The organism is Actinoallomurus sp. CA-150999 (assembly GCF_050942425.1).
In the GTDB taxonomy this organism is placed as follows: domain Bacteria; phylum Actinomycetota; class Actinomycetes; order Streptosporangiales; family Streptosporangiaceae; genus Actinoallomurus.
Genome location: NZ_CP192063.1, coordinates 7,651,375 through 7,673,149, shown reverse-complemented (window position 1 = coordinate 7,673,149; position 21,775 = coordinate 7,651,375). Strand labels below are relative to the sequence as shown.

Annotated in this window: 18 protein-coding genes and 1 pseudogene; 9 read left to right on the top strand and 10 right to left on the bottom strand. The window is 70.7% G+C overall.

Annotation, left to right across the window (positions count from 1 at the left end; all coding sequences use genetic code 11):
* Window positions 1–24: 24 nt before the first annotated feature.
* Both ACQP2O_RS35510 and ACQP2O_RS35505 read left to right on the top strand, forming a co-directional pair.
* Entirely contained in the window at window positions 25–486 is a 462-nt protein-coding gene (locus tag ACQP2O_RS35510) for an SRPBCC family protein (RefSeq protein ID WP_433172852.1), read from the top strand.
* An 8-nt stretch (window positions 487–494) separates the two neighbouring features.
* The gene (locus ACQP2O_RS35505; protein WP_433172850.1) at window positions 495–2,090 is read left to right on the top strand and encodes an FAD-dependent monooxygenase; all 1,596 of its coding nucleotides are present in this window, start codon (window positions 495–497) and stop codon (window positions 2,088–2,090) included.
* A gap of 59 nt (window positions 2,091–2,149) precedes the next feature.
* On the opposite strand, the gene ACQP2O_RS35500 is transcribed toward ACQP2O_RS35505, so the two are convergent.
* The gene (locus tag ACQP2O_RS35500; RefSeq protein ID WP_433172847.1) at window positions 2,150–3,907 is read right to left on the bottom strand and encodes a CocE/NonD family hydrolase; all 1,758 of its coding nucleotides are present in this window, start codon (window positions 3,905–3,907) and stop codon (window positions 2,150–2,152) included.
* Between the two features lie 561 nt (window positions 3,908–4,468).
* Between ACQP2O_RS35500 and ACQP2O_RS35495 the strand changes: the two genes are divergently transcribed.
* Window positions 4,469–5,164, top strand: a complete 696-nt coding sequence (locus ACQP2O_RS35495; protein WP_433172845.1) for a LuxR C-terminal-related transcriptional regulator — start codon at window positions 4,469–4,471, stop codon at window positions 5,162–5,164.
* 181 nt (window positions 5,165–5,345) lie between these two features.
* Window positions 5,346–6,764, top strand: coding sequence for a purine-cytosine permease family protein (locus ACQP2O_RS35490; protein WP_433172843.1), 1,419 nt, complete (start codon window positions 5,346–5,348; stop codon window positions 6,762–6,764).
* 25 nt (window positions 6,765–6,789) lie between these two features.
* Here ACQP2O_RS35490 and ACQP2O_RS35485 read toward each other — a convergent pair whose 3' ends face one another.
* Window positions 6,790–7,260, bottom strand: a complete 471-nt coding sequence (locus ACQP2O_RS35485; RefSeq protein WP_433172841.1) for a MarR family winged helix-turn-helix transcriptional regulator — start codon at window positions 7,258–7,260, stop codon at window positions 6,790–6,792.
* Between the two features lie 89 nt (window positions 7,261–7,349).
* Here ACQP2O_RS35485 and ACQP2O_RS35480 point away from each other — a divergent pair.
* Window positions 7,350–7,958 (top strand): annotated as a pseudogene (locus tag ACQP2O_RS35480) (ABC transporter transmembrane domain-containing protein); the annotation flags it as partial.
* 64 nt (window positions 7,959–8,022) lie between these two features.
* Window positions 8,023–9,267, top strand: a complete 1,245-nt coding sequence (locus ACQP2O_RS35475) for an ABC transporter ATP-binding protein (protein WP_433172839.1) — start codon at window positions 8,023–8,025, stop codon at window positions 9,265–9,267.
* Window positions 9,268–9,360: 93 nt separating this feature from the next.
* Here the strand turns inward: ACQP2O_RS35475 and ACQP2O_RS35470 are convergent, their stop codons facing one another.
* Window positions 9,361–10,344, bottom strand: a complete 984-nt coding sequence (locus ACQP2O_RS35470; protein ID WP_433172838.1) for a peptidase inhibitor family I36 protein — start codon at window positions 10,342–10,344, stop codon at window positions 9,361–9,363.
* Between the two features lie 210 nt (window positions 10,345–10,554).
* On the opposite strand from ACQP2O_RS35470, the gene ACQP2O_RS35465 reads away from it, so the two are divergent.
* Window positions 10,555–11,088 (top strand): hypothetical protein, encoded by a 534-nt coding sequence (locus ACQP2O_RS35465; protein WP_433172836.1) that lies wholly within the window; start codon window positions 10,555–10,557, stop codon window positions 11,086–11,088.
* A gap of 89 nt (window positions 11,089–11,177) precedes the next feature.
* Here ACQP2O_RS35465 and ACQP2O_RS35460 read toward each other — a convergent pair whose 3' ends face one another.
* The 3 genes from ACQP2O_RS35460 to ACQP2O_RS35450 all read right to left on the bottom strand — a co-directional run bounded on the left by ACQP2O_RS35460 (window position 11,178) and on the right by ACQP2O_RS35450 (window position 15,496).
* Entirely contained in the window at window positions 11,178–12,884 is a 1,707-nt protein-coding gene (locus ACQP2O_RS35460; RefSeq protein WP_433172834.1) for a glycerol-3-phosphate dehydrogenase/oxidase, read from the bottom strand.
* Between the two features lie 186 nt (window positions 12,885–13,070).
* Window positions 13,071–14,588 (bottom strand): glycerol kinase GlpK, encoded by a 1,518-nt coding sequence (glpK, locus tag ACQP2O_RS35455; RefSeq protein ID WP_433172832.1) that lies wholly within the window; start codon window positions 14,586–14,588, stop codon window positions 13,071–13,073.
* Between the two features lie 80 nt (window positions 14,589–14,668).
* On the bottom strand, window positions 14,669–15,496 hold the full coding sequence (locus ACQP2O_RS35450) for an MIP/aquaporin family protein (RefSeq protein WP_433172830.1): 828 nt from the start codon (window positions 15,494–15,496) through the stop codon (window positions 14,669–14,671).
* Between the two features lie 313 nt (window positions 15,497–15,809).
* Between ACQP2O_RS35450 and ACQP2O_RS35445 the strand changes: the two genes are divergently transcribed.
* Entirely contained in the window at window positions 15,810–16,577 is a 768-nt protein-coding gene (locus ACQP2O_RS35445; RefSeq protein ID WP_433172828.1) for an IclR family transcriptional regulator, read from the top strand.
* Between the two features lie 36 nt (window positions 16,578–16,613).
* Window positions 16,614–18,125: a glycerol kinase GlpK gene (gene glpK, locus ACQP2O_RS35440; RefSeq protein WP_433172826.1), complete on the top strand. Its 1,512-nt coding sequence runs from the start codon at window positions 16,614–16,616 to the stop codon at window positions 18,123–18,125.
* 63 nt (window positions 18,126–18,188) lie between these two features.
* Here glpK (ACQP2O_RS35440) and ACQP2O_RS35435 read toward each other — a convergent pair whose 3' ends face one another.
* From ACQP2O_RS35435 to ACQP2O_RS35420, 4 genes are all read right to left on the bottom strand, one after another.
* Window positions 18,189–18,869: a lytic transglycosylase domain-containing protein gene (locus ACQP2O_RS35435; protein WP_433172824.1), complete on the bottom strand. Its 681-nt coding sequence runs from the start codon at window positions 18,867–18,869 to the stop codon at window positions 18,189–18,191.
* Between the two features lie 76 nt (window positions 18,870–18,945).
* Window positions 18,946–19,917: a carbohydrate kinase family protein gene (locus ACQP2O_RS35430; protein WP_433172822.1), complete on the bottom strand. Its 972-nt coding sequence runs from the start codon at window positions 19,915–19,917 to the stop codon at window positions 18,946–18,948.
* 33 nt (window positions 19,918–19,950) lie between these two features.
* Window positions 19,951–20,763 (bottom strand): ATP-binding cassette domain-containing protein, encoded by an 813-nt coding sequence (locus ACQP2O_RS35425; protein ID WP_433172820.1) that lies wholly within the window; start codon window positions 20,761–20,763, stop codon window positions 19,951–19,953.
* Window positions 20,760–21,773 (bottom strand): ABC transporter permease, encoded by a 1,014-nt coding sequence (locus tag ACQP2O_RS35420; protein WP_433172818.1) that lies wholly within the window; start codon window positions 21,771–21,773, stop codon window positions 20,760–20,762. The genes ACQP2O_RS35425 and ACQP2O_RS35420 overlap by 4 nt, the downstream gene beginning before the upstream one ends.
* Between the last annotated feature and the right edge of the window lie 2 nt (window positions 21,774–21,775).

Below are 21,775 nucleotides of genomic sequence, written 5' to 3'. Positions count from 1 at the left end.
TCTCTACTCTGATCTGGAGGGGACATGGACGAGGTGACGATCTGGATCGACGCGCGCCCGGAGGCCGTCTGGGAGCTCGTGGCCGACATCACCCGCTACGGCGAGTGGAGCCCGGAGAACCAGGGCGGCCGCTGGTCCGGAGACCCCGGCCACGGCGCCCGGTTCACCGGCGCGAACCGCAAGGGGATCATGCGGTGGTCGACCCACTGCGAGGTCATCGAGTACGACCGGCCGAGCCGTTTCGCCTTCGAGGTGAACGAGTCGCGGATGCGCTGGGGCTACCGGCTCGAGCCGCAGAACGGCGGCACTCGCGTCACCGAATGGAACACCCCCGTCGGCCGGCCGCCGCTGCCGATCCGGATCGTCGAGGCGACCGGACTGCTGGGCCGCGACCGCCGGCAGGCGCGGCTCGACGGCATGCGGCAGACGCTTCAAAAGATCAAGGACGCGGCGGAGAACGGCCGTGCCCGACCACATGGAGGTTGAGGAGAGACATGAGTGACGAACGGGCGCCCGTACTGATCGTGGGCGGCGGCCTGTCCGGTCTGACGACCGCGCTGTTCCTCGCCTGGCGGGGGATCCAGCCGATCCTGGTCGAACGCCACCCCGGGCCGTCGTTCCACCCGCGCGCGCACCGGGTCAACGAGCGGACGATGGAGCTCATGCGCGCGGTGCCCGGCCTGGAGGACGCGCTCGTCGAGGCGGGACCGTGGGCGATCGAGGACTTCGCCATGGTGATCGGCGCGACCGTCACCGGGCCGGAGTTCCACCGGATGAACCTCGCGGAGGAGGCCGAGGCCGTCATCGACGGCGGCATCACGCCGGTGCGGGTGAGCAGCGCCGGACAGGACCAGATCGAGCCGGTGCTGCTGAAGTTCGCCAAGGAGCACGGCGCGGACGTGCGGTTCGGCACCGAGCTGGTCTCCTTCCGGCAGGACGAGGAGGGCGTCTCGGCGGTCGTCCGCGACCGTACGTCCGGCGCGGAGACCACCGTCCGCGCGGACTACCTGATCGCCGCCGACGGCCACCGCAGCACGATCCGCGAGGGCCTGGGCATCGGCACCCACGGCGTGGGCACGCTGTCGCACAACATCAACGTCACCTTCGAGTCCGACGCGCTGCCCCGGCTCATGAAGGGCAAGGAGGCGACCCTCTACTACCTGCGCAACCCCAAGTTCACCGGCTCCTACATCGGCACGCACATCCCCGAGCGCGGGAGCGTCTCCTTCGACTACGACCCGGTGAAGGAGTCGCCGGACGGATTCGACGCGCAGAAGTGCCTCCAGCGGGTGCGCGCCGCCTTCGGCGTCTGGAACCTCGAGGCCACGATCGTGGAGACCCTGCCCTGGGAGATGGCCTCCCGGGTGGCCGACCGCCTCCGGGACGGGCGGATCTTCATCATCGGCGACGCCGCGCACCAGATGACGCCGGCCGGCGGGCTCGGCGGCCAGACCGCCATGCAGGACGGCTACGACCTCGCCTGGAAGCTGGCGGCCGTCCTGCAGAACGAGGCCGGCCCCGGGCTCCTCGACACGTACGAGGAGGAGCGCGCGCCCGTGGCCGAGGTCACCGTCGCCCGTACGGTCGTCAACTACCTCGAACGCCTGGCCCCGCACCGGACCGACATCCCCCGCGACGTCAAGGCCGACAACATCGGCGTCACCATCGGCTACCGGTACCGCTCGCGCGCCATCCTCGCCGAGGAGCCGGACGACGGCCTCCCGACGGAGAACCCCCGCGAGCCGAGCGGCCGTCCGGGGACCCGCGGCGCCCACGTCGTCCTCGAACGCGACGGCGCGCGGCTGTCCACCATCGACCTGTCCGGCGCGGGCTTCGTCCTCCTCGCCGGGCCCGAGGGGGCGGCCTGGACCCAGGCGGCGGGGGACCTCGCCGCCCCGCTCATCGCCCACCGCGTCGGCGCGGACCTGCAGGACGTCGAGGGGCGCTGGCAGGAGCGGTACGGCGTCCGTCCGGGCGGCGCGGTGCTGCTGCGCCCGGACGGCTACATCGCCTGGCGCTCGGCCGACGCCGTCGCCGAGCCGAAGGCCGTGCTGGACGGCGTGCTCCGGCGCGTTCTCCAGCGGACCTGATCCGGCCCACGAACGAGGCCCTTCCCCCCAGGGGGAAGGGCCTTCTTCGTCGTGCGGACTCAGGCGATGGGGAGCTCCAGGCGCGGCGCCTGCGCGGCGTCGTGGTGCACCTGGTAGTGCGCCACCCGGGGCTCCTCCAGCCCGGCCGGTTTGCCCGTGTGCGGGTTCTTGCCGAGCAGCACGGAGTGGGCGTTGCGGACCGTCAGGCGCAGCCGCGACCCTTCGGCCAGCGTGCGCGTGATGAAGCGGAAGCCGTTCAGGTCCAGGTCGAAGGGCTCTTCGGGCTCGATGAAGACGGGCTGTTCCGGCAGGGCGCGGAAGCGCAGCCGCAGCAGGTCCGAGGACAGGAACACCACGGTGCCGTCGCCGCGTACCTCGTGCAGGAGCACCATCAGGTCGGCGTCCGGCACGTTCAGGGTGAGCCGCAGGCTCAGCCGCGGCCGCCCGACTACCCGTACGCGCTCCGTCAGCGGCGCCGTGTGGTAGACGACGCCGTCGTGGCCGAGGTCGGTGGTGAAGACGGCGTTGGTCGGGTCGTGGCCAGAGGAGGTGAGGAACAGGCTGTTGAAGGTGCGGGGGACGGTCGGGACGTCGCGGTGCTCGTCCGGCCGCTTCAGCATCTCCAGCCGGATCGTGTGATCGTCCGCCGGGTCCGCCGTGAAGGTGTAGTCCGGGCCGGCCTCCGGCTCGTCGCGCAGCGCTCCCGAGTGGAAGACCTCCCCGGAGCCGGTGCCCGGCACGAGGAAGTACGCCCGGCTCGGCCCCGCGACGTCGTCCAGGGAGGCGCCGCCGCGCCACTCCTCGTCACCGGTCTGGAAGTAGACGACGGGGTCGGTCAGCAGGGCCGGCTTCTCGCCGCCCTTCATCGCCCAGGCGTACCACTGGGCGCGCAGCTCCTTCAGGTCCACCGCGGCCTCCGGGCCGAACCGCAGCTCGCCGACGCGGGGCTCGCCGGTCTCGGTGCCGTAGTGGTCCCACGGCCCGATGAGCAGGTGGGAGCGCGCCTTGGTGCTCTCACTCGCGTGGTCGAGCAGCCGCTGGTGGTGGTACAGCGCGCCGAGCTGCGAGTCGTCGTACATGCCGGTGATCGACAGTACGGACACGTCGGCGCCGCGCAGGGCCTCCTCGGAGGGGATGAGGAACTCCATCCACGGGTTGCCCGGGTAGATCTGGTCCTCCATGCCCTCGTAGGGGTCCGAGGGGAAGCCGAGCTGCTCGCGGATGGCCGCCTCGGACTCGTTCTTGCGCCAGGCGTCGGCCAGCAGGTCGTGCCATGCGCCGGTCTCGCGGAACGCCGACCAGTGCGGTGCGCGGCCGAGCGTCGCGGTGGCGTACACGAGGCCGTACAGCGACGGGATCCCGCCTCGGGGCTGGTCGAGGGCGCCCATCGGAGCGCCGGCCGGCACGATCGTCTTCAGGGACGGAGGCAGCTCGCCCAGTACCCGCCACTGGTTCCAGCCGGTGTAGGACGAACCGTGCATGCCCACCTGGCCGTCGCACCACGCCTGCTGGGCGACCCACTCGATGACGTCGAAACCGTCCTGGCCGTCGCGGATGAAGCCGAAGTACTCTCCCTCGGAGTCGCCGCGCCCCATCGCGTCGACGACGACGAAGGCGAACCCCCGCGCCGCGTAGAACACACCGTCGTCGTGCCGGGAGTCGCCGACGTAGGGATTGAGCTCCACGATGGCCGGGACCGGCTCGGCCTTCTTGGGCAGGTAGGCGATCCCGCTGAGGAACTGGCCGTCCTCGGTCGGGATCCGCAGCCCGAACGTGAACCGTACGTTCTCGGCGTCGGTCGGCGTTCTCCGCGTCATGCTTCGGACGTCCACTCTGATGTCCCTTCCGCTGTACGTGGGTGGCTCTCCGCCCACGTGTCATGAGGGAGCCGGTCTCGGCCCGTACGGAGCCGGTCGGGGCATGACGGACGTGCGCGGTGACCTTAAACGCGATTAGCCTACGTAAATCAAACAATTAATACCTCCGTCGAAATGCGGATTGTAGGCCGTATCCTTTTTGGCGAGAGGTAGTACTTTCGGAGTAGTCTCGATCATTACTCGCCGTAACTATGATCGACTACGCCGTGTCGCCGGACGTCGGTCACGTAATTTTTACCAGGGCGATTGGATGACGTGCGTGTTACAGGACTTCGGGCCGTAACATCAATTGCACGTACCGTGCCTATTCGACGCTCTGTAGTATCTCGAAAGCCGCTGGAGGGCGGGCATATGGTGACTCACCGTCAGGGATCTGACTCGCCGTGAAGTCCGGGCCCGAGGATGTAACGATCCATTGACAGTGCCTCCGTGGCTATGTTTTCTGACATCAGGCCCAGTCCCATGGCTGGCAATACGGGGGCCCGAGTGTCGGAGGGGATAATGCCGCGGGTCTTGTTGGTGGACGACCGGCCGCTCTCGCTGGCCGGCCTGCGATCGATCTTGATGGGAGAGCGTGATGTCACAGTGGTCGGTGAGGCTTGCGAGGCTGAGGAGGCGCTCAGGCTTACGAAGGCCCTGCGTCCGGAGGTCGTGGTGATCGACGCGCTGTCCTACCAGATCGACGCCGTCGAGCTGGCGGCCGCCATGGCCGACGAATTCGGGGCGGACGTGCCGGGGGTCATGCTGCTCGCGGACACGCCGGACATCCGCCTCATCGAGGCATTCCGGAACGGCGTCCGGGCGCTCCTGCTTAAGAATTCAAGTTCTGAAGATCTGGTCGCCGCGCTACATATGGTCGCGGCGGGATACGTTCTGATGGCCCCGGCCGGAACGTCCTGCACCGCTTTTCAGAACACCATGATCGACCTGGACGACACGGCGGTCAAGGCGAAGTTGGCGGGACTGACGGCTCGAGAGCGCGACGTGCTCGATCTCGTGGCACGTGGCCTCAGCAATTCAGAAATATCCGAAACGCTCTCGGTCAGCGAGAGCACGGTCAAGTCCCATGTGCGCAGCACGCTCGCGAAAGTCGGGCTGCGCAACCGCGTGCAGTTGGTGATACTCGCCTACCGCCTCGGCCTCGCCCGGCCACGGCAGGCCGGGTTGATCGCCCTCGACGCCGCGGCGGTGGGCTGATCGCGAATTCTCCCGTTCGGGAATGAGCGCCGGGGAGATGGTCGGGCGGGGTGACCACACTCCGCCCGCCCGGCGATCAGGAGGCGCCCCTGATGGGCCGGGCCGCCCGGGTCTCGGATGTCAGACGTTTCATGCGAAAGGGTTCTTGCCGGGGCGCCGCGTGGGGCATGAAGGTGCGCACATGGCAAAACAGGAGGTCAGCGGAGGCGCACGAGCCGCCGGAGGGCCGCCGGAGGGCGGTGCGCTCGGGGTCGAGCGGCGATCCATCGACTTCGTCCCGCCCGAGGAGCGGCACGGGTCGGTGCGGAGCCTGTTCACCGTGTGGTTCGGGGCGAACATGCAGGTGACCACCGCGGTCACGGGCGCGCTCGGAGTGATCCTGGGGCTGCCGCTGCCCTGGGCGATCGTCGCCCTGACCCTCGGCAACCTGCTCGGCGCGATCTTCATGGCGCTGCACTCGGCGCAGGGACCGAAACTCGGCATTCCGCAGATGATCCAGAGCCGTGCGCAGTTCGGGTTCTACGGCGCGATCGTGCCTCTGCTGCTCGTCGTGCTGATGTACGTCGGCTTCTTCGCGACCAGCGCGGTGCTCGGCGGTTCGGCGCTCGCCGGCTGGTGGGGCATCGGCCGGACCCCGGCCACGATCGTCGTCTCGGCGATCTGCACCGTGCTCGCCGCGTACGGGTACCGGCTGATCCACCAGTACGAGCGGTGGATCAGTCTGATCGCGGCGGTCGGGTTCCTGTACCTGACCTATCGACTGCTGACCGGGCACCACGTGGGCCGGGTGTGGCACTCCGGCCACGTCGGTGCGGGGACGTTCCTGCTGGTCATGGCGATCGCCGCGACCTGGCAGATCACGTTCGCGCCGTACGTCGCCGACTACTCCCGCTACCTTCCGGAGACGACCTCGGTGCGCGCGGCGTTCTGGTGGACCTACGCCGGAAGCGTGATCGGCACCGTGTGGATGATGGCGTTCGGCAGCGTCTGCGCCGCCGTGGCGGCCAAGTCGTTCGAGGGCGGTTCGGTGTCGTTCGTGGTCGGCCTGGCGGATCCGCACTGGGCGTTCTCGCTGATCATCGTGCTGGGCATCGTCGCCGTGAACGTGCTGAACCTCTACGGGATGTTCATGTCCGCGACGACGACCCTGACGGCGCTGCGCCCGATGCGGATGGACGGCGGCGTGCGGCTCGGCTTCATCGTCGTGGCCGCCGTCGTCGGCACGGTCGTCGCGCTCGCGGCGAGCGCCGACTTCCTGCACAACTTCGAGAACTTCATCCTGTTCCTGGCGTACTTCCTGATCCCGTGGACGGCGATCAACCTCGTCGATTTCTACTTCGTCCGCAAGGAGCGGTACGACATCGACGCGATCTTCCGCCCGGACGGCGTGTACGGCGGGGTGAACTGGCGGACCATCGGCGCGTACGTCATCGGCGTCGCGGTCGAGGTGCCGTTCGTCAGCTCCACCTTCTACACCGGCCCGTTCGTCAAGCACCTCGGCGGCGCGGACGTCTCGTGGATCATCGGCCTGGTCGTGGCCTCGGTGCTCTACTACGTCTGGATGCGCCCGGTGGCCCGCCGCACCGGCGACGCCACCTGACAGCGCGTCGCCGGCCGGGGCGTCGTCATCGGGTCAGCGCGGGCGAGGCCTGACCGGCGGGCGCGGCGGGGGCGGCCTGGTCCACGACGGACAGCAGCTCGATCAGGCGTCGGCGATCGCTGTCGGAGAGCGGCGCGAACAGGTCCTCGCTGGCCTGCCGCCGGGCCTCGCGCATCCCTTCGCGGACCGCGAGGCCCATCTCGGTGAGGTGAAGGCGGATGGCACGCCGGTTCTCCGGATCGACGGCACGATGGACCAGCCCGGCCTGCTCGAGCGCGTCGACCACGGTGGTGACCGAGCGGGGAACGACGCCGAGCCGCTCGGCCAGCTCCGTCATCCGCGGCGGCTCCTCGCTACGGGTGATCACCCGTAGCGCACGCTCCTGGGCCGGAGTGAGGCCGAGTGGGGCGAGCCGGGACAGCTGGGCCCGCCGCAGGCGCTTGGTCAGGCGCTGGAGCAGGTCGGCCAGCTGCGCCGACGCCTCCTCTTGATCCATGGCTCGATCGTAGCAGGACCAAACTCAAACCGAGTTAAGCTCATTGTGAGTGTTACTCTGTTTTGGTCGGCATTGCCCTCGACCGTGCCGTGGAGGCGCCCGTGAATGTCCCCGTACGCAAGCACGGCCTGCCGCTCCCCGAGCCGTCCGGCCTCGACGGCCCTGAGCCCCGGGCGGCGCGCGAAGGGCCTGCGGCGGACGGCGGCGAGGATCCGAGCCCGCCCACCGCGGAGACGGGCCCGCCGGCACGCGTTCCGCTCCGGCGGGTCGTACGCCTGTTCCGGCCCTACCGGTGGAGCCTGGCCTTCGTCGGCCTGCTCGTCCTCACGTCGTCGCTGGTCTCGCTGGTCAACCCGTTCCTGATCCGCCAGGTGATCGACGTCGCCCTGCCGAGGCAACGCGTCGGGCTGCTGGCCGTCCTGGCCATCGGCATGATCGTCATTTCGGTGGCGAACAGCTCGTTCAGCGTCTCGCAGGCGTATGTGTCGACGAAGGTGGGCCAGCGGGTCATGCATGACCTGCGCACCGGTGTGTACGCGCACCTACAGCGCATGTCCCTGGCCTTCTTCACGCGTACGCGCACCGGCGAGGTCCAGTCGCGCATCGCCAACGACATCGGCGGCATGCAGGCGACGGTGACCACGACCGCGACCACGCTGGTGTCCAACCTCACGACCGTCGTCGCGACCGTCATCGCCATGGTGGTCCTGGACTGGCGGCTGACGATCGTCTCGCTGGTCATGATGCCGGTGTTCGTTGTTCGTGAGCCGCCGGGTGGGCAAGGAGCGCCGCCGCATCACCGGCCGGCGGCAGCGGCAGCTCGCCACGCTGGCCTCGATCGTCCAGGAGTCCCTGTCGGTCAGCGGCATCCTGCTCGGGCACACGATGGGCCGCTCGCGGGCGCTCAGCGACTCCTTCGCGGCCGAATCCGCCGTGCTGTCCGATCTCGAGGTGCGCGCGAACATGGCGGGCCGGTGGCGGCAGTCCATCATTCAGATCGTCATGTCCTCCATGCCCGCGGTCATCTACTGGGCGGCCGGCCTCACCGGGCGGAACGGCCACATGCTGATCTCCATCGGGACGCTGGTGGCCTTCACGACCCTGCAACAGAGTCTGTTCCGGCCCACGGTGCAGCTGCTCCAGGTCGGCGTGGACCTGCAGAGCTCACTCGAGTTGTTCGGCCGCATCTTCGAGTACCTCGACCTGCCCGTCGACATCGCCGAACCACGACACCCCGTGCGCGTGGACGAGGTCCGCGGCGACGTGCGGCTGTGCGACGTCGGCTTCCGCTACGCGGAGGCCGAGCGGGAGACGCTGCGCGACATCGACATCACCGTCCCGGCCGGGAGCACCCTCGCGATCGTCGGCGAGACGGGGTCCGGGAAGACGACCCTCGGTTACCTGGTCCCGCGCCTGTACGACGTGACCTCGGGCAGCGTGACCATCGACGGCCGTGACGTGCGCGACCTGTCCTTCGACACCCTTACCGCGGCGGTGGGCGTCGTCTCACAGGAGACCTATCTCTTCCACGCCTCTGTGGCGGCGAATCTGCGATTCGCCAAGCCGGACGCGACCGATGAGGAGATCGTCGCGGCGGCCGAGGTCGCACAGATCCACGAGCACATCGCCGCGCTGCCCGACGGCTACGACACGCTGGTCGGGGAGCGGGGATACCGATTCTCCGGCGGAGAGAAACAACGCCTCGCCATCGCACGCGCCGTCCTGCGCGACCCGCCCATCCTCGTCCTCGACGAGGCCACCAGCGCCCTCGACACCCAGACCGAGCAGGCCGTGCAGCAGGCGATCGACGCGCTGTCGGCCGGGCGCACCACGATCACCATCGCGCACCGGCTCTCGACCATCAGGGACGCCGACGAGATCGTGGTCCTCGACCGCGGCCGGATCGCCGAGCGCGGCACCCACGAGGAGTTGCTCGCCCTCGGCGGCCGGTACGCCACCCTCGTCACCCGCGACGCCGACGCCGCCCAGGTGATCCGTTCCGCGTGAGGCGGTGGGCCTGACGACGGCTCCGGCCACGCGGCGGAAACCGAAGATCAAGACAAGGCGGTGCCGACGCCTCCTGGATCATCGGCCTGACCGTCAGGGCTTGGTTCCTCGTGGCCAGGCCTTGTCGTCGGTGAGGATGTGGACGGAGGAGGCGGTGCGGGCGGCCGGGCCGAGGCGGGCGGCGCGGGTTCCGGGGTCCATGCGGAAGAACGGGCCGTGGTGGTGGTGTTCGGCGTGCCAGGCGATGTCGAGGGGCGTGTTGTTGATCCAGGAGCTCATCGCCTTGTCGTAGGGCGGGGTGAAGTCATAGGAGTCGCCGTCGCTGCCGTTGGGGTCTTGGGCGAGGATCATCCAGCCCGCTGATCGGCGGTTGAAGTCCTCGTTCTGGTAGAAGCAGGCCCAGGTCGCGGGGCAGGCGTCCGGCCCGGAAACGTCGTGGGCGACGTACCAGGTGGCGGGCCCGGGCAGGCGCTCGGCGGCCCGGGCCGTGCCGTCGGCGGCGATGACCGTGGGGGCGGGGTCGGGAACGGGCGCCGCCTGATGGGCCGTGGCCGGTAGACGGCCCATCAGCAGGACCGTGCCGGCGATCGCCGCCGCGCCGGCCGTGACACCGGCGGCGACCCAGTACGGCCGCCGTCGCGGAGCCGTCTCGGCCACCGGCGGCGGGACGACCGGCAGGGTGGTGACCTCGGCCACCGGCGGCGGAGCGACGGGGGCGGTGGTGACCGCGGCCTGGGCGGCGGGTGTTGTGGTGGTGACCGCGGCCGGGGCGGCGGTGCGCGCGGCCATCGCCTCCTGTCGCCACCGCTCCCACACCCGCCAGTCCTGGGGGCGGCGCGTCGGAACCGGCCCCCGCCGCAGTGCCCGCTCTTCCAGGGTCTCGACCAGGAACCGGAACACGGCGGGGTCGCTCGGCACGGCCTTGCCCGACATCCACTCCGACAAGGTCGCCGCGGCCAGCTTGACCGGTGGCCGCTGCTGCCGGGCCAGGTCCACCAGCCGGCGGTAGGACGGCCGTCCGGCCGCCTCGTGCAGCCGCCGCAGCTGGTCCGGGAGCCTGGTCTGCGCCTCACCCATCCACTCTCACCCTTCGTGGTCATTCGGACTCGGACAGTGTCCGAACACAGGGTAAAGCGTCGTTGAGAAGGACGGACACCGTTCGCCCGAACAGCGGTCACTCGGCGGACACCCACGGGCCAGGGCTGAATCGGGGCCGGTTCACCGCGAACCGAACGAACCGAACGGCCCCCGCCGACAAGGGGGCCTGTCCTCGAGGAGGAAACGCTCGTGAAGCTCAAACTCGCCATCCCGGTCGCCATGGCCGCCGGGACGCTCGCGTTCCCGGCACTGCCGGCGGCCACCCCGGCGACCGCGTACGCCGCATCGGTCGTCGCGGCGCTGACTCCGTCGTGCGACGCGCCGGGCCTGGACGACGGGCGTTCGTGCGAGGGGGCGCTCGCCTGGGCTCAGCAGCACGTGTCGACCGCCGGCAACCCCGACTACCGCAACCGCTGCGACCACGTCATGGCGCTGGCGTACGGGTTCGACCACAGTGGATCCGCCGACGCCATCGCCCACTGGCGCGCCATTCCCGCCCGGTACAAGCACGCCGACGACCGCGACGTCCCCGGCGGCGCGCTGGTGTTCTTCTCCGGCGGCAGCCACGGTCACGTGGCCATCTCCACCGGCGGGCAGGGGATCATCTCCACCGACATCCACGGACCCGGAACCTTCACCCGCAGCAGCATCGACGAGATCACCGGCAGGTGGGGGCAGCACTACCTCGGCTGGGCGAACCCCTGGTTCGAGGTCAACCACTGATGGGCGCGGGCGGGGTGGCCCCCGAGGTCACCCCGTCCGCACGACCGAAAGCGGCCGTCCGCCGGTGGCGGACGGCCGGGGGGAGCGGGTCAGGAAGCGGCCCGCTCGGTGAACAGGCCGGGCGCCCGGCCGCGGGCGGCGGCCGCGGCGGAGTCGTCGGCCTCCCGGCGGGCTTGGCGCTCGGCCTCGACCTGCCGCACGTAGTACTCCGTCTCCCGTTTCGCCTTCTCGTCGTCCCAGCCCAGCACCGGTGCGATGAGGCCGGCGACCTCGGCCGCCGCTGCGGCGCCCTGGTCCCACTCCTCGATCGCGGCGCGGGTGCGACGGCGCAGGACGTCCTCGATGTGCAGCGCGCCTTCGTGGGAGGCGGCGTACACGGCCTCGGCCTTCAGGTAGTCCGCGGCGGCGTCGATCGGCTCGCCGAGGGCCGGGTCCTTCTCGATCATCTCCAGCAGTTCGTCGACGCACGCGCCGTACCGGTTGAGCAGGTGCTCGACGCGGGCGACGTGCAGGCCGCTGCGCCGGGCGATGCGGTGCCGCTCGTTCCACAGCACCTCGTACCCGACGGCCCCGGTGAGCGGCACCCGGTCGGTGACGGAGGCGGGGACGGTGGTGGGCAGGTCCTCGGCCGCCGCGTCGACGGCGTCCTTGGCCATCACCCGGTAGGTGGTGAACTTGCCGCCGGCGATCACGGTGAGGCCGGGCACGGGCTGCGCGACGGTGTGCTCCCGCGACAGCTTGGTCGTGTCGTCCGCCCCGCCGGACAGCAGGGGACGCAGCCCGGCGTACACGCCCTCGATGTCCTCCGCGGCGATCGGGGTGCGCAGCACCGCGTTGACGTGGTCGAGGATGTAGTCGACGTCGGCCTGGCTGGCGGCGGGCTCGTCCTTTTCCAGGTCGTAGGGCGTGTCGGTGGTGCCGATGATCCAGTGCCGGCCCCACGGGATGACGAACAGCACGCTCTTCTCGGTGCGCAGGATCAGCCCGGTGTCGAGCCGGATCCGGTCGCGCGGGACGAGGAGGTGCACACCCTTGGACGCGGTGACCCGGGGGCCGCCGCGCGCGTCCGCGAACCGGGCGGCGTCGTCGGTCCACACGCCGGTGGCGTTGATGACGTGCCGGGCCCGTACGGTCAGTTCCCGGTCGTTCTCCAGGTCGTGAACCCGTGCTCCGATGACGCGGTCCGCCTCCCGCAGGAAGCCGACGGCGCGGGCCCGCGTCAGCACGGAGGCGCCGTAGCCGGCGGCCGTCCGGGCCAGCGTCATCGTGAAGCGGGCGTCGTCGACCTGTGCGTCGAAGTACTGGATCGCGCCGACGAACGTGTCGCCGCGCAGCGCCGGGGCGATCTTCAGGGCGGCGCGGTGGCTCAGGTGCCGGTGGCGGGGCATCGACCGGGCGCCGCCCAGCGTGTCGTACAGGCCGACGCCGGCGCCGACGTAGAAGCGTTCCCACATCCGGTGCTTGAGCGGGAACAGGAACGGCACCGGCTTGACGAGGTGGGGGGCGAGGCGGTTCAGCAGCAGGCCGCGTTCGCGCAGTGCCTCGCGTACGAGGCCGAAGTCGCGCTGTTCGAGGTAGCGCAGGCCGCCGTGGATCAGCTTGCTGGACCGGCTGGACGTCCCGGCCGCCCAGTCCGCGGCCTCGACGAGCGCGACGGACAGGCCGCGCGAGACGGCGTCGAGCGCCGCGCCTGCGCCCACGACACCGCCGCCCACGATCAGCACGTCGAACTCGTCCTCCGCCAGGTCGCGCAGCGCCTGCGCGCGGTAGGCCGGTCCGAGGGATACGGCTTTCACGTTCGGGTTCTCCTCCGAGAGAAGGGGGGTCTGAAGGGAGTCGGTGCGGCGGCCGAGGCGGCGCGAGGGGCGCCACCCCGGCCACAGGGGGCTGGGGGATCCGATGGGGGAGGGCGGCGGACGGGGCGATGCCCGGGGGACCGGGGTGCGGGGGCGCACCGCTCCGTCCGCCGCGTGGGGGAGTCGTCAGTCGACGTCGACCCAGTCGAGGGTCCGGGTCACGGCCTTCTTCCAGCCGGCGTAGCCGCGTTCACGCTCCTCTTCGCTCCAGCGGGGCTCCCAGCGCTCGTCCTCGTTCCAGTTCTGCCGCAGCTCGTCGGTGTTGCGCCAGAACCCGACGGCCAGGCCCGCGGCGTACGCGGCGCCGAGCGCGGTGGTCTCCGCGACGACCGGCTTGGAGACCGGCACGCCGAGGACGTCGGCCTGCAGCTCCATGCACAGGCGGTTGGCGGTGACGCCGCCGTCCACCCGCAGCACGTCGAGCGCCACACCGGAGTCCTGCCGCATCGCCTCGACCACGTCGCGGCTCTGGTAGCAGATCGCCTCGAGCGTGGCCCGCGCGAGGTGGGCGTTGGTGTTGAAGCGGGACAGCCCGACGATCGCGCCGCGAGCGTCCGAACGCCAGTACGGGGCGAACAGGCCCGAGAACGCGGGCACGAAGTAGACGCCGCCGTTGTCCTCGACCTGACGGGCCAGCGCCTCGCTCTCGGCGGCGCCGGAGATGATGCCGAGCTGGTCGCGCAGCCACTGCACGGCCGAGCCGGTGACCGCGATCGAGCCCTCCAGCGCGTACGTCGGCCGGTCGTTCCCGAACTGGTAGCACACGGTGGTGAGCAGCCCGCTCTTCGAGCGTACGAGCTCGTGGCCGGTGTTGAGCAGCAGGAAGTTGCCGGTGCCGTAGGTGTTCTTCGCCTCGCCGGGGTCGAAACAGACCTGCCCGACGGTCGCCGCCTGCTGGTCGCCCAGGTCGCCGGTCAGCGGGACCTCGCCGCCGAGCGGGCCGCGGAGGCGGGTGACGCCGTAGTAGTCCGGGTTGGACGACGGGCGGATCGCGGGCAGCATCTGCCGCGGGATGTTGAAGAACGACAGCAGCTCGTCGTCCCAGTCCAGCGTCTCCAGGTTCATCAGCATGGTGCGGCTGGCGTTGGTGGGATCGGTGACGTGCACGCCGCCGTCGACACCGCCGGTGAGGTTCCACAGCAGCCAGGTGTCGGTGTTGCCGAAGATCGCCTCGCCTTCCTCGGCCGCCTTGCGCACGCCTTCGACGTTCTCGAGGATCCACTGGATCTTGCCGCCGGAGAAGTACGTCGCGGGCGGCAGGCCGGCCTTCTGCCGGATCACGTCGCCCTGGCCGTTGCGCTCCAGCGCCGACGCGATGCGGTCGGTGCGGGTGTCCTGCCAGACGATGGCGTTGTAGTACGGACGTCCGGTGACGCGGTTCCACACGACCGTGGTCTCGCGCTGGTTGGTGATGCCGAGAGCGGCCAGATCGGTGGCGCTGAGGTTCGCCTGACGCAGACCGGTGTCGACCACCGCCCGGGTACGCTCCCAGATCTCGGTCGGGTTGTGCTCCACCCACCCCGGGTTCGGCATGATCTGCTCGTGCTCGAGCTGGTGCTTGGCCACCTCGTTCCCGCCGTGATCAAAGATCATGAAACGGGTGCTCGTGGTGCCCTGGTCAACCGCTCCGACGAAGTCGGCCATGGATATCGCCTTCCTTCTGTTTCTTTCCTACCCTCCGGCCGAGCCGCCGCCGGCGGCCCGGCCGGACCATGTCGACTAGGTCAGGCCTTCTCGAGCTCGGCCTCGGTCGGGACGCGGCCGGGCTCCGGGGCCTCCTCGGAGGGCAGGAAGCGGCCGACGAGCACCTCGTAGAGGCCCGCGCCGAGCACCCCGCCGATGAGCGGGCCGACGATGGGCACCCAGAAGTACAGCCCGCCGTACTGGTCGCGGAACGCCGTGCCGTACCCGGTGAAGAAGGAGGCGAGACGCGGTCCGAGGTCACGCGCCGGGTTGATCGCGTAGCCGGCGTCGGTGCCCCAGGCCATGCCGATGGCGACGACGATCAGGCCGACGATGAACGGCGCGAGGTTGGCCGCGGGGGCGGAGTTGCGCAGGTCCGTCACCGCGAGGATCAGGAACAGCAGGATCGCGGTACCGATGATCTGGTCGCGGAGGGCGCCGCCGGTGTGCACGGGCGCCGCGCCGTTGCCGGGCAGGGTCGAGAAGACGCCCTGGGTCTTGATGGTGTGGCCGGGGTCGAGCTTGGCCAGGACCTCGCTGTAGTTCCAGCGCACGATCAGCGCCGCCACGAACGCGCCGGCCAGCTGGGCCAGCGAGTACGGCAGGACCTTGCGCCAGGAGAACCCCTTGAACACCGCCAGCGCGACGGTCACCGCGGGGTTCAGGTGCGCGCCGCTGATCCGGCCCGCGACGTACACGCCGAGCGTGACGCCGAGGCCCCAGGCCCAGGCGATGCTGTCATGGTTGCCGATCCCGCCGGCCACGACCTGCGCCACGACGCCGACGCCGAACAGGATAAGGATCAAGGTTCCCGCGAATTCGGCGGCCAGTTCCCCGGCCAGCCCGGGGATCTTGAGTCGCTCTGCCACGTCTCCTCCTAGGGGGCCGGTGCCCCAGGCTCAGGGGCACCGAGAGACACCGTTCGCGAGGGAGGCTGTGAGCTCCCTCACGACTGTCCGGACGCTAAGTCGGCCCGTGAGACCGGGTCAACAGACAGGTGCCGACATTGTCGAACGGTCGTCGAACACTGGCCTGCTCCGGATACGGCGGCTAGGGTCGGCGGAAGTGATGGATTTCACAAACCGCGTCGAATCACACCCGTTTCACCGTCGAATGGGCGGTGTGACGGTTGAAAAGTGCCGACATTGTCGAATAGGTGCCGACTTCGCTAGCATGACCTGTGTGCCAGGTCCCGTGCAGTCGATCGAGCGAGCGGCAGCGATCCTCCGCCTTCTCGCTCGCGGCTCCGGGCGCCTCGGAGTCAGCGAGATCGCGGGCTCCCTCGGGCTGGCCCGCGGCACCGCCCACGGCCTCCTGCGGACCCTCCAGGGCGTCGGTTTCGTCGAGCAGGACGAGGAGACCGGCAAGTACCAGCTCGGCGCCGCCCTCCTCCATCTCGGCACGAGCTACCTCGACGTCAACGAGCTCCGCTCCCGCGCGATCAACTGGGCCGACGCCCTCGCCGCCCGCAGCGGCGAGGCCGTCCGGATCGGCACCGCACTGGACGGCAAGGTCCTCGTCGTGCACCATGTGTTCCGGCCGGACGACACCCTGCAGGCGCTCGACGTCGGCGCGCTCCTCCCGGCGCACGCGACGGCGCTGGGCAAGGTGCTCCTCGCCTACGACGCGAACGTCATGGCGGCCCTGCAGGACACCGACCTCGAACGCTTCTGCCGCCGGACCATCACCCATCCCCGCGAACTGACCCGGGCGCTGGTCGAGATCCGGGAGATGGGCTGGGCCGCCGAGGTGGAGGAGTTCACCGTCGGCGAGGCGGGCCTGGCGGCGCCGATCCGCGGCCAGGGCGGCCTGGTCGTCGGCGCGATGGGCATCTCGGGGGCCGTCGAACGCCTCTGCGATCCGAGGGGCCGGCCGAAACCGACGCTGGTGACGTACGTGCGCGACGCCGCACGCGCCGTCTCCCGAGACCTTGGGGCCGCCCGATGGTGACCACCACCGCCCGCGGCGCCCGGAACTGAGGGCACGATGGTAGAGCGCTATGTGATGTCCGTTGACCAGGGGACGACGTCGACGCGCTGCATCCTGTTCGACCACGGAGGGCGGCTCGTCTCGGTCACCCAGCGTGAGCACAAGCAGCACTTTCCCAAGCCCGGCTGGGTCGAACACGACGCCATGGAGATCTGGCGCAACCTCGAGCGGATCGCGCCCGAGGCCCTCACCCACGCCGGCGCCACCCCCGAGCAGGTGGCCGCCCTGGGGATCGCGAACCAGCGCGAGACCACGGTGCTGTGGGACCGGCACACCGGCCGGCCCATCGGCCGCGCCGTCGTGTGGCAGGACACCCGCACGGACAACCTCGTCGACGAGCTCGCCGCCCGCCCGGACGCCGACATGGTCCGCGAGCGGTGCGGACTGCCCCTGGCGACGTACTTCTCGGCCACCCGCGTCCGCTGGCTCCTGGACCACACGCCGGGCCTGCGCGAGCGCGCCGAGAACGGTGACGTGCTGTTCGGCACGATGGAGAGCTGGCTCATCTGGAACCTCACCGGCGGGCCCGAAGGCGGCGTGCACATCACCGACGTCACCAACGCCAGCCGCACCCTCCTGATGAACCTCACCACGCTGGCCTGGGACGACGACCTGCTCGCGTTCTTCGACGTGCCGCGCGCCATGCTGCCCGAGATCCGCCCCTCCACCGAGACGTACGGCCGCGCCAGCCGCGTGCTGCCCGGCGTGCGCATCGCCGCCGCGCTCGGCGACCAGCAGGCCGCGCTGTTCGGCCAGACCTGTTTCGCCCCCGGCGAGGCCAAGTGCACGTACGGGACGGGCAGCTTCCTGCTGCTCAACACCGGCACCGAACCGGTCCGCTCCACCCATGGCCTGCTCACGACCGTCGGCTACCAGATCGACAAGGAGCCGGCGGTGTACGCCCTCGAGGGCTCCATCGCCATCACCGGCGCGCTCGTCCAGTGGTTCCGCGACGGCCTCGGGCTGATCGCCAGCGCGCCGGAGATCGAGACGCTGGCCCGCACCGTCGACGACAACGGCGGCTGCTACATCGTGCCCGCCTTCTCCGGCCTGTTCGCGCCGTACTGGCGCAGCGAGGCGCGCGGCATCATCGTCGGCCTGACCTCCTACATCACCAAGGGGCACCTGGCCCGCGCGGTCCTGGAGGCGACCGGCTGGCAGACCCGCGAGGTCGTCGACGCGATGAACGCCGACTCCGGGCTGGCGCTCAAGGCCCTGAAGGTGGACGGCGGCATGACCGCCGACAACCTCCTCATGCAGTTCATCGCGGACGTCCTCGACGTCCCGGTCATCCGTCCCATGGCGGCCGAGACGGTGTCCCTCGGCGCCGCGTACGCCGCCGGGCTCGCCGTCGGCTACTGGGCCGACCTGGAGGGGCTGCGCCGCAACTGGCACCGGGCCGCGCAGTGGCTGCCGAGCATGGACGCGGGCCGCCGGGAGACCGAGTACGACTACTGGCGGCGGGCCGTCGAGCGCACCTTCGACTGGATCAAGCCCGGGTACAAATGACCCGGCGGGCTCTCGGCACGAGGGGGTGGGCGGCCGCCGTGGCCCTACGGCGGTGACGGCAGGTCAGTACCAGTGGTGGGCCTGCCACCAGGACCACGCCTGGCAGGGGTCGCCGTAACGGGAGCCGATGTAGCTCAGGCCCCAGGTGATCTGGGTGATCGCGTTGCTCCGCCAGTCGGACGCGACCGAGCCCATCTTCGAGCCGGGCAGCGCCTGGGCGATGCCGTACGCCCCGCTGCCGGGGTTCTCGGCGTGCTCGTTCCAGCCGCTCTCGTGGTTCCACATGGTCAGCAGCGACGGCCAGCAGCGGCCCCAGCCCTTCAGGGCGTTCATCTGCTTGGCGTACTTCTGGTTGTCCGTGGCGCTGGGGTTGTTGCTCATCTTCTTCTTGAACGCCTCCCACTCCCGGCGCTTCCGCTCGGCCGCCGCGCGCTTCTTCGCGTCGCGCTCGGCGGCGAGCTGGGCCTGGTAGGCGCGTTCCCGCGCGGTGGCCTGGGCCTTGGCCATCATCGGGTCCATCGTGTAGCCGCCCAGCTCGCGGGCGAGCTCGTTCGTGGACACGTCCGCCGCTGCGCCGGTGGGCGGCTTGGCCCCCTTGCCGAAGTCGATGTTGGCGACGACGACGACCGCGACGATGACGACGAGGGTCAGGATCACGCCGGTGCTGCCGGCCGTTCGCCGCAGGATCCGCAGGGCGCGCGAACCCGTCGGCCGTTCGGGGGTGGGGGACTTCCGCCGAGACATGGCTCCCAGCTTGCACCAGTCGCAACGTAGGTGACGCCATTTGTGCCGATTTTCGGCTGTGACATCTGTGACGAGGTCAGGTGACCGGGGAGGCCGCGAGTTCCGCGCGGGTGGGCGGGTCGGCGCCCCGGCGACCGCACGTGATGGCCGACGCCCGGGCCGCCTCCGCGCACACCTCGCTGATCACCGAGGCCGGGGCGGAGCGGAGCGCCGGGCGGCGGTCGGCCCCGAGCAGCCCGCGCTCGTACAGGCCGGCGAGGACGGTGCTCATGTAGGAGTCGCCGGCGCCGACGGTGTCGACGACCTCCACGGGGTACGCCGGCAGGTGGAGCGGCGGGAGGTTGGGCGCGGTGACCAGCGCGCCCTCCGCCCCGAGCGTCACGATCACCACGCTGACGCCCGGCGTTCCCTCGACCAGGTCGGCGGCGAAGCGCCGGGGGCTGACGCCGGGTTGCAGCCACTCCAGGTCGGCGTCGCTGATCTTGACGATGTCCGCCGTACGCAGGAGCGACTCGATGCGCGACCGGGCGTCCGGCAGGCGTTCCATGACGTCCGGGCGGCAGTTCGGGTCGTAGCTGACCGTCGCCGTCTCCCGGGCCCGGCGGGCGAGGTCGGCGAGCATCTCGGCGCCCGGCGGCAGCACCATGGCGAGCGAGCCGACGTGGAGGGCGGCGACGTCGCCGAGCGGCACGCGGGTCAGTTCCTCCGGGGTCCACTGCCAGTCGGCGGTCCCCGCGAGCCGCAGGTCGTACGACGGCGCCCCGTTCTCCTCGTGGTGGACGAGCGCCACCGACGACGGTTCCGCGGCGGGCACGACCGCGCCCGTGTCGACCCCGTTCCGCACGAGGTGGGCCCGGAGCGTCCGGCCGAACGGATCCTCGCCGATACGCGCGATCATCCGGGTCGAAACGCCGAGCCGGGCCAGCCCGACGGCCACGTTGGCCGGGCTGCCACCGGGCAGCGCCAGGTACGGGCCACCGGGCTCGTCGGCGACGAGATCGATGATCGCCTCACCGGCGACCGCGACGACACGGGCGTCAGGAATCACACCACTCTCCTTGGTCGGGGCCGCGGGGCGCGGTCAGGACGCTCCGTTGCCGTTCGAGGCGACGCCGAGGTTGCCCGGTGCCGCTCCTGTCATGATCGCAACCGTCTGGGCCATGTCGACCTCGCCAGGGCGTACGACGGCCACCCGCCGGCCCAGGCGCTGGATGTGGATCCGGTCGGCGACGTCGAAGACGGCGGGCATGTCGTGGCTGATGAGGATGACGGGCAGGCCCCGGTCGCGAACCTGCCGGATCAGCTCCAGCACCATGCCCGACTCCTTGACGCCGAGCGCCGCGGTCGGCTCGTCCATGATGACGACGTGCCGGGCGAACGCCGCGCTGCGCGCTACCGCGACGCCCTGACGCTGACCGCCGGACAGCGTCTCCACGGACTGTTTGATGGACTTGATACCGATCTTGAGGTCCTGCATGTGGCCACTGGCCTCGGTCTGCATCCTCTTGTGATCCAGCATGCGGAACACCGAGCCGAGGACGCCTTTGCGGCGCACCTCCCGCCCGAGGAACATGTTGCTCGCGATGTCGAGGGCCGGGGCCACCGCCAGGTCCTGGTAGACCGTCTCGATCCCCGCCCGGCGGGCGTCCGCCGGGCTGTGGAACCGCACCGGCTTACCGTCCAGCAGGATCCGTCCCTCGTCCGGGACGATCGCGCCGGACAGCGCCTTGATCAGCGTGGACTTCCCGGCGCCGTTGTCGCCGATCACGGCGAGGATCTCGCCGGGCAGCAGCTCGAAGTCGGCGCCGGACAGGGCCGTGACGTGGCCGTACCGCTTGATCAGACCCTGCGCCTCGAACACCGGGCGCACCTCGGTCCCTTCCGCCTGAGTCATGCCCGCCCCTTCCTTCGGGCCAGCTGGTCCACGCTCACCGCGACGATGACCAGGATGCCGGTGATGAGGACCTGGTAGATCGACGGAACGCCGGTCAGCTGCAGGCCGTTGCGGATCACGCCGACGATCAGTGCGCCGCACAGGGCGCCGACGATGCTGCCCCGCCCGCCGAAGAGGCTGATCCCGCCCAGCACCACCGCGGTGATGCTGTCGAGGTTGTCGGTCTGCCCGGCCTGCGGGTCGCCGACCGACGTGCGGCCGACCAGCAGCAGCGCGGCGATGCCGTAGATCGCACCGGCGACCGTGTAGACGGTGAGCAGCAGGCGGCGGTCCGGGATGCCGGTGAGGCGGGCGGCCTCGCGGTTGTCACCGACCGCGTAGACGTGCCGGCCGGCGCCGGTCTGCCGCAGGACGTACCAGGCCGCCGCGAACAGCAGCAGCATCAGCACCGAGCCGTACGTGACGTCGGTGTTGTACATCGGGAACGTCTCGCCCAGGAAGGTCAGCGACTTCGGCAGGCCGGTGACCGTCTGGTCCTTCGAGTAGACGTGGGTCAGGGCGAAGGCGATGTTCCAGGTGCCCAGGGTCACGATGAACGGCGGCAGCTTCGCCATCGTCACCAGCGCGCCGTTGAGCGCGCCGAACGCCGTGCACACGGCGATGCCGATGAGGATCGCCAGGATGCCGGGCACCCCGCTGCTGACGGCCAGCTTGGTCATGAAGATCGAGCCGAGCGCCATCACCGCCCCGTTGGACAGGTCGATGCCCGCGGTCAGGATGACGAGCGTCTGGCCGACGGCCAGGGCTCCGACGACCATGACCTGCTGCACGATCAGCGACAGGTTGGCGCCGGTGAGGAACCGGTCGGTGCGGACGGTGAAGTAGACGCAGGCCAGCAGGAGCGCGAGGAGCGGCCCCACGGCGGGGAGGGTCAGGAAGTGGGAGGTGCGGGACAGCAGGCTCTGCTGCTGCGGTCCCTCGGTGCGATCGGTGGCGGTCGCAGTCGACATTC

Coding starts and splice junctions, on each gene's coding strand:
- ACQP2O_RS35510 (WP_433172852.1), top strand. CDS start 25: ATGGACGAGGTGACGATCTGGATCGACGCGCGCCCGGAGGCCGTCTGG.
- ACQP2O_RS35505 (WP_433172850.1), top strand. CDS start 495: ATGAGTGACGAACGGGCGCCCGTACTGATCGTGGGCGGCGGCCTGTCC.
- ACQP2O_RS35500 (WP_433172847.1), bottom strand. CDS start 3,907: ATGACGCGGAGAACGCCGACCGACGCCGAGAACGTACGGTTCACGTTC.
- ACQP2O_RS35495 (WP_433172845.1), top strand. CDS start 4,469: ATGCCGCGGGTCTTGTTGGTGGACGACCGGCCGCTCTCGCTGGCCGGC.
- ACQP2O_RS35490 (WP_433172843.1), top strand. CDS start 5,346: ATGGCAAAACAGGAGGTCAGCGGAGGCGCACGAGCCGCCGGAGGGCCG.
- ACQP2O_RS35485 (WP_433172841.1), bottom strand. CDS start 7,260: ATGGATCAAGAGGAGGCGTCGGCGCAGCTGGCCGACCTGCTCCAGCGC.
- ACQP2O_RS35470 (WP_433172838.1), bottom strand. CDS start 10,344: ATGGGTGAGGCGCAGACCAGGCTCCCGGACCAGCTGCGGCGGCTGCAC.
- glpK (WP_433172832.1), bottom strand. CDS start 14,588: ATGGCCGACTTCGTCGGAGCGGTTGACCAGGGCACCACGAGCACCCGT.
- glpK (WP_433172826.1), top strand. CDS start 16,614: ATGGTAGAGCGCTATGTGATGTCCGTTGACCAGGGGACGACGTCGACG.
- ACQP2O_RS35435 (WP_433172824.1), bottom strand. CDS start 18,869: ATGTCTCGGCGGAAGTCCCCCACCCCCGAACGGCCGACGGGTTCGCGC.
- ACQP2O_RS35425 (WP_433172820.1), bottom strand. CDS start 20,763: ATGACTCAGGCGGAAGGGACCGAGGTGCGCCCGGTGTTCGAGGCGCAG.
- ACQP2O_RS35420 (WP_433172818.1), bottom strand. CDS start 21,773: ATGTCGACTGCGACCGCCACCGATCGCACCGAGGGACCGCAGCAGCAG.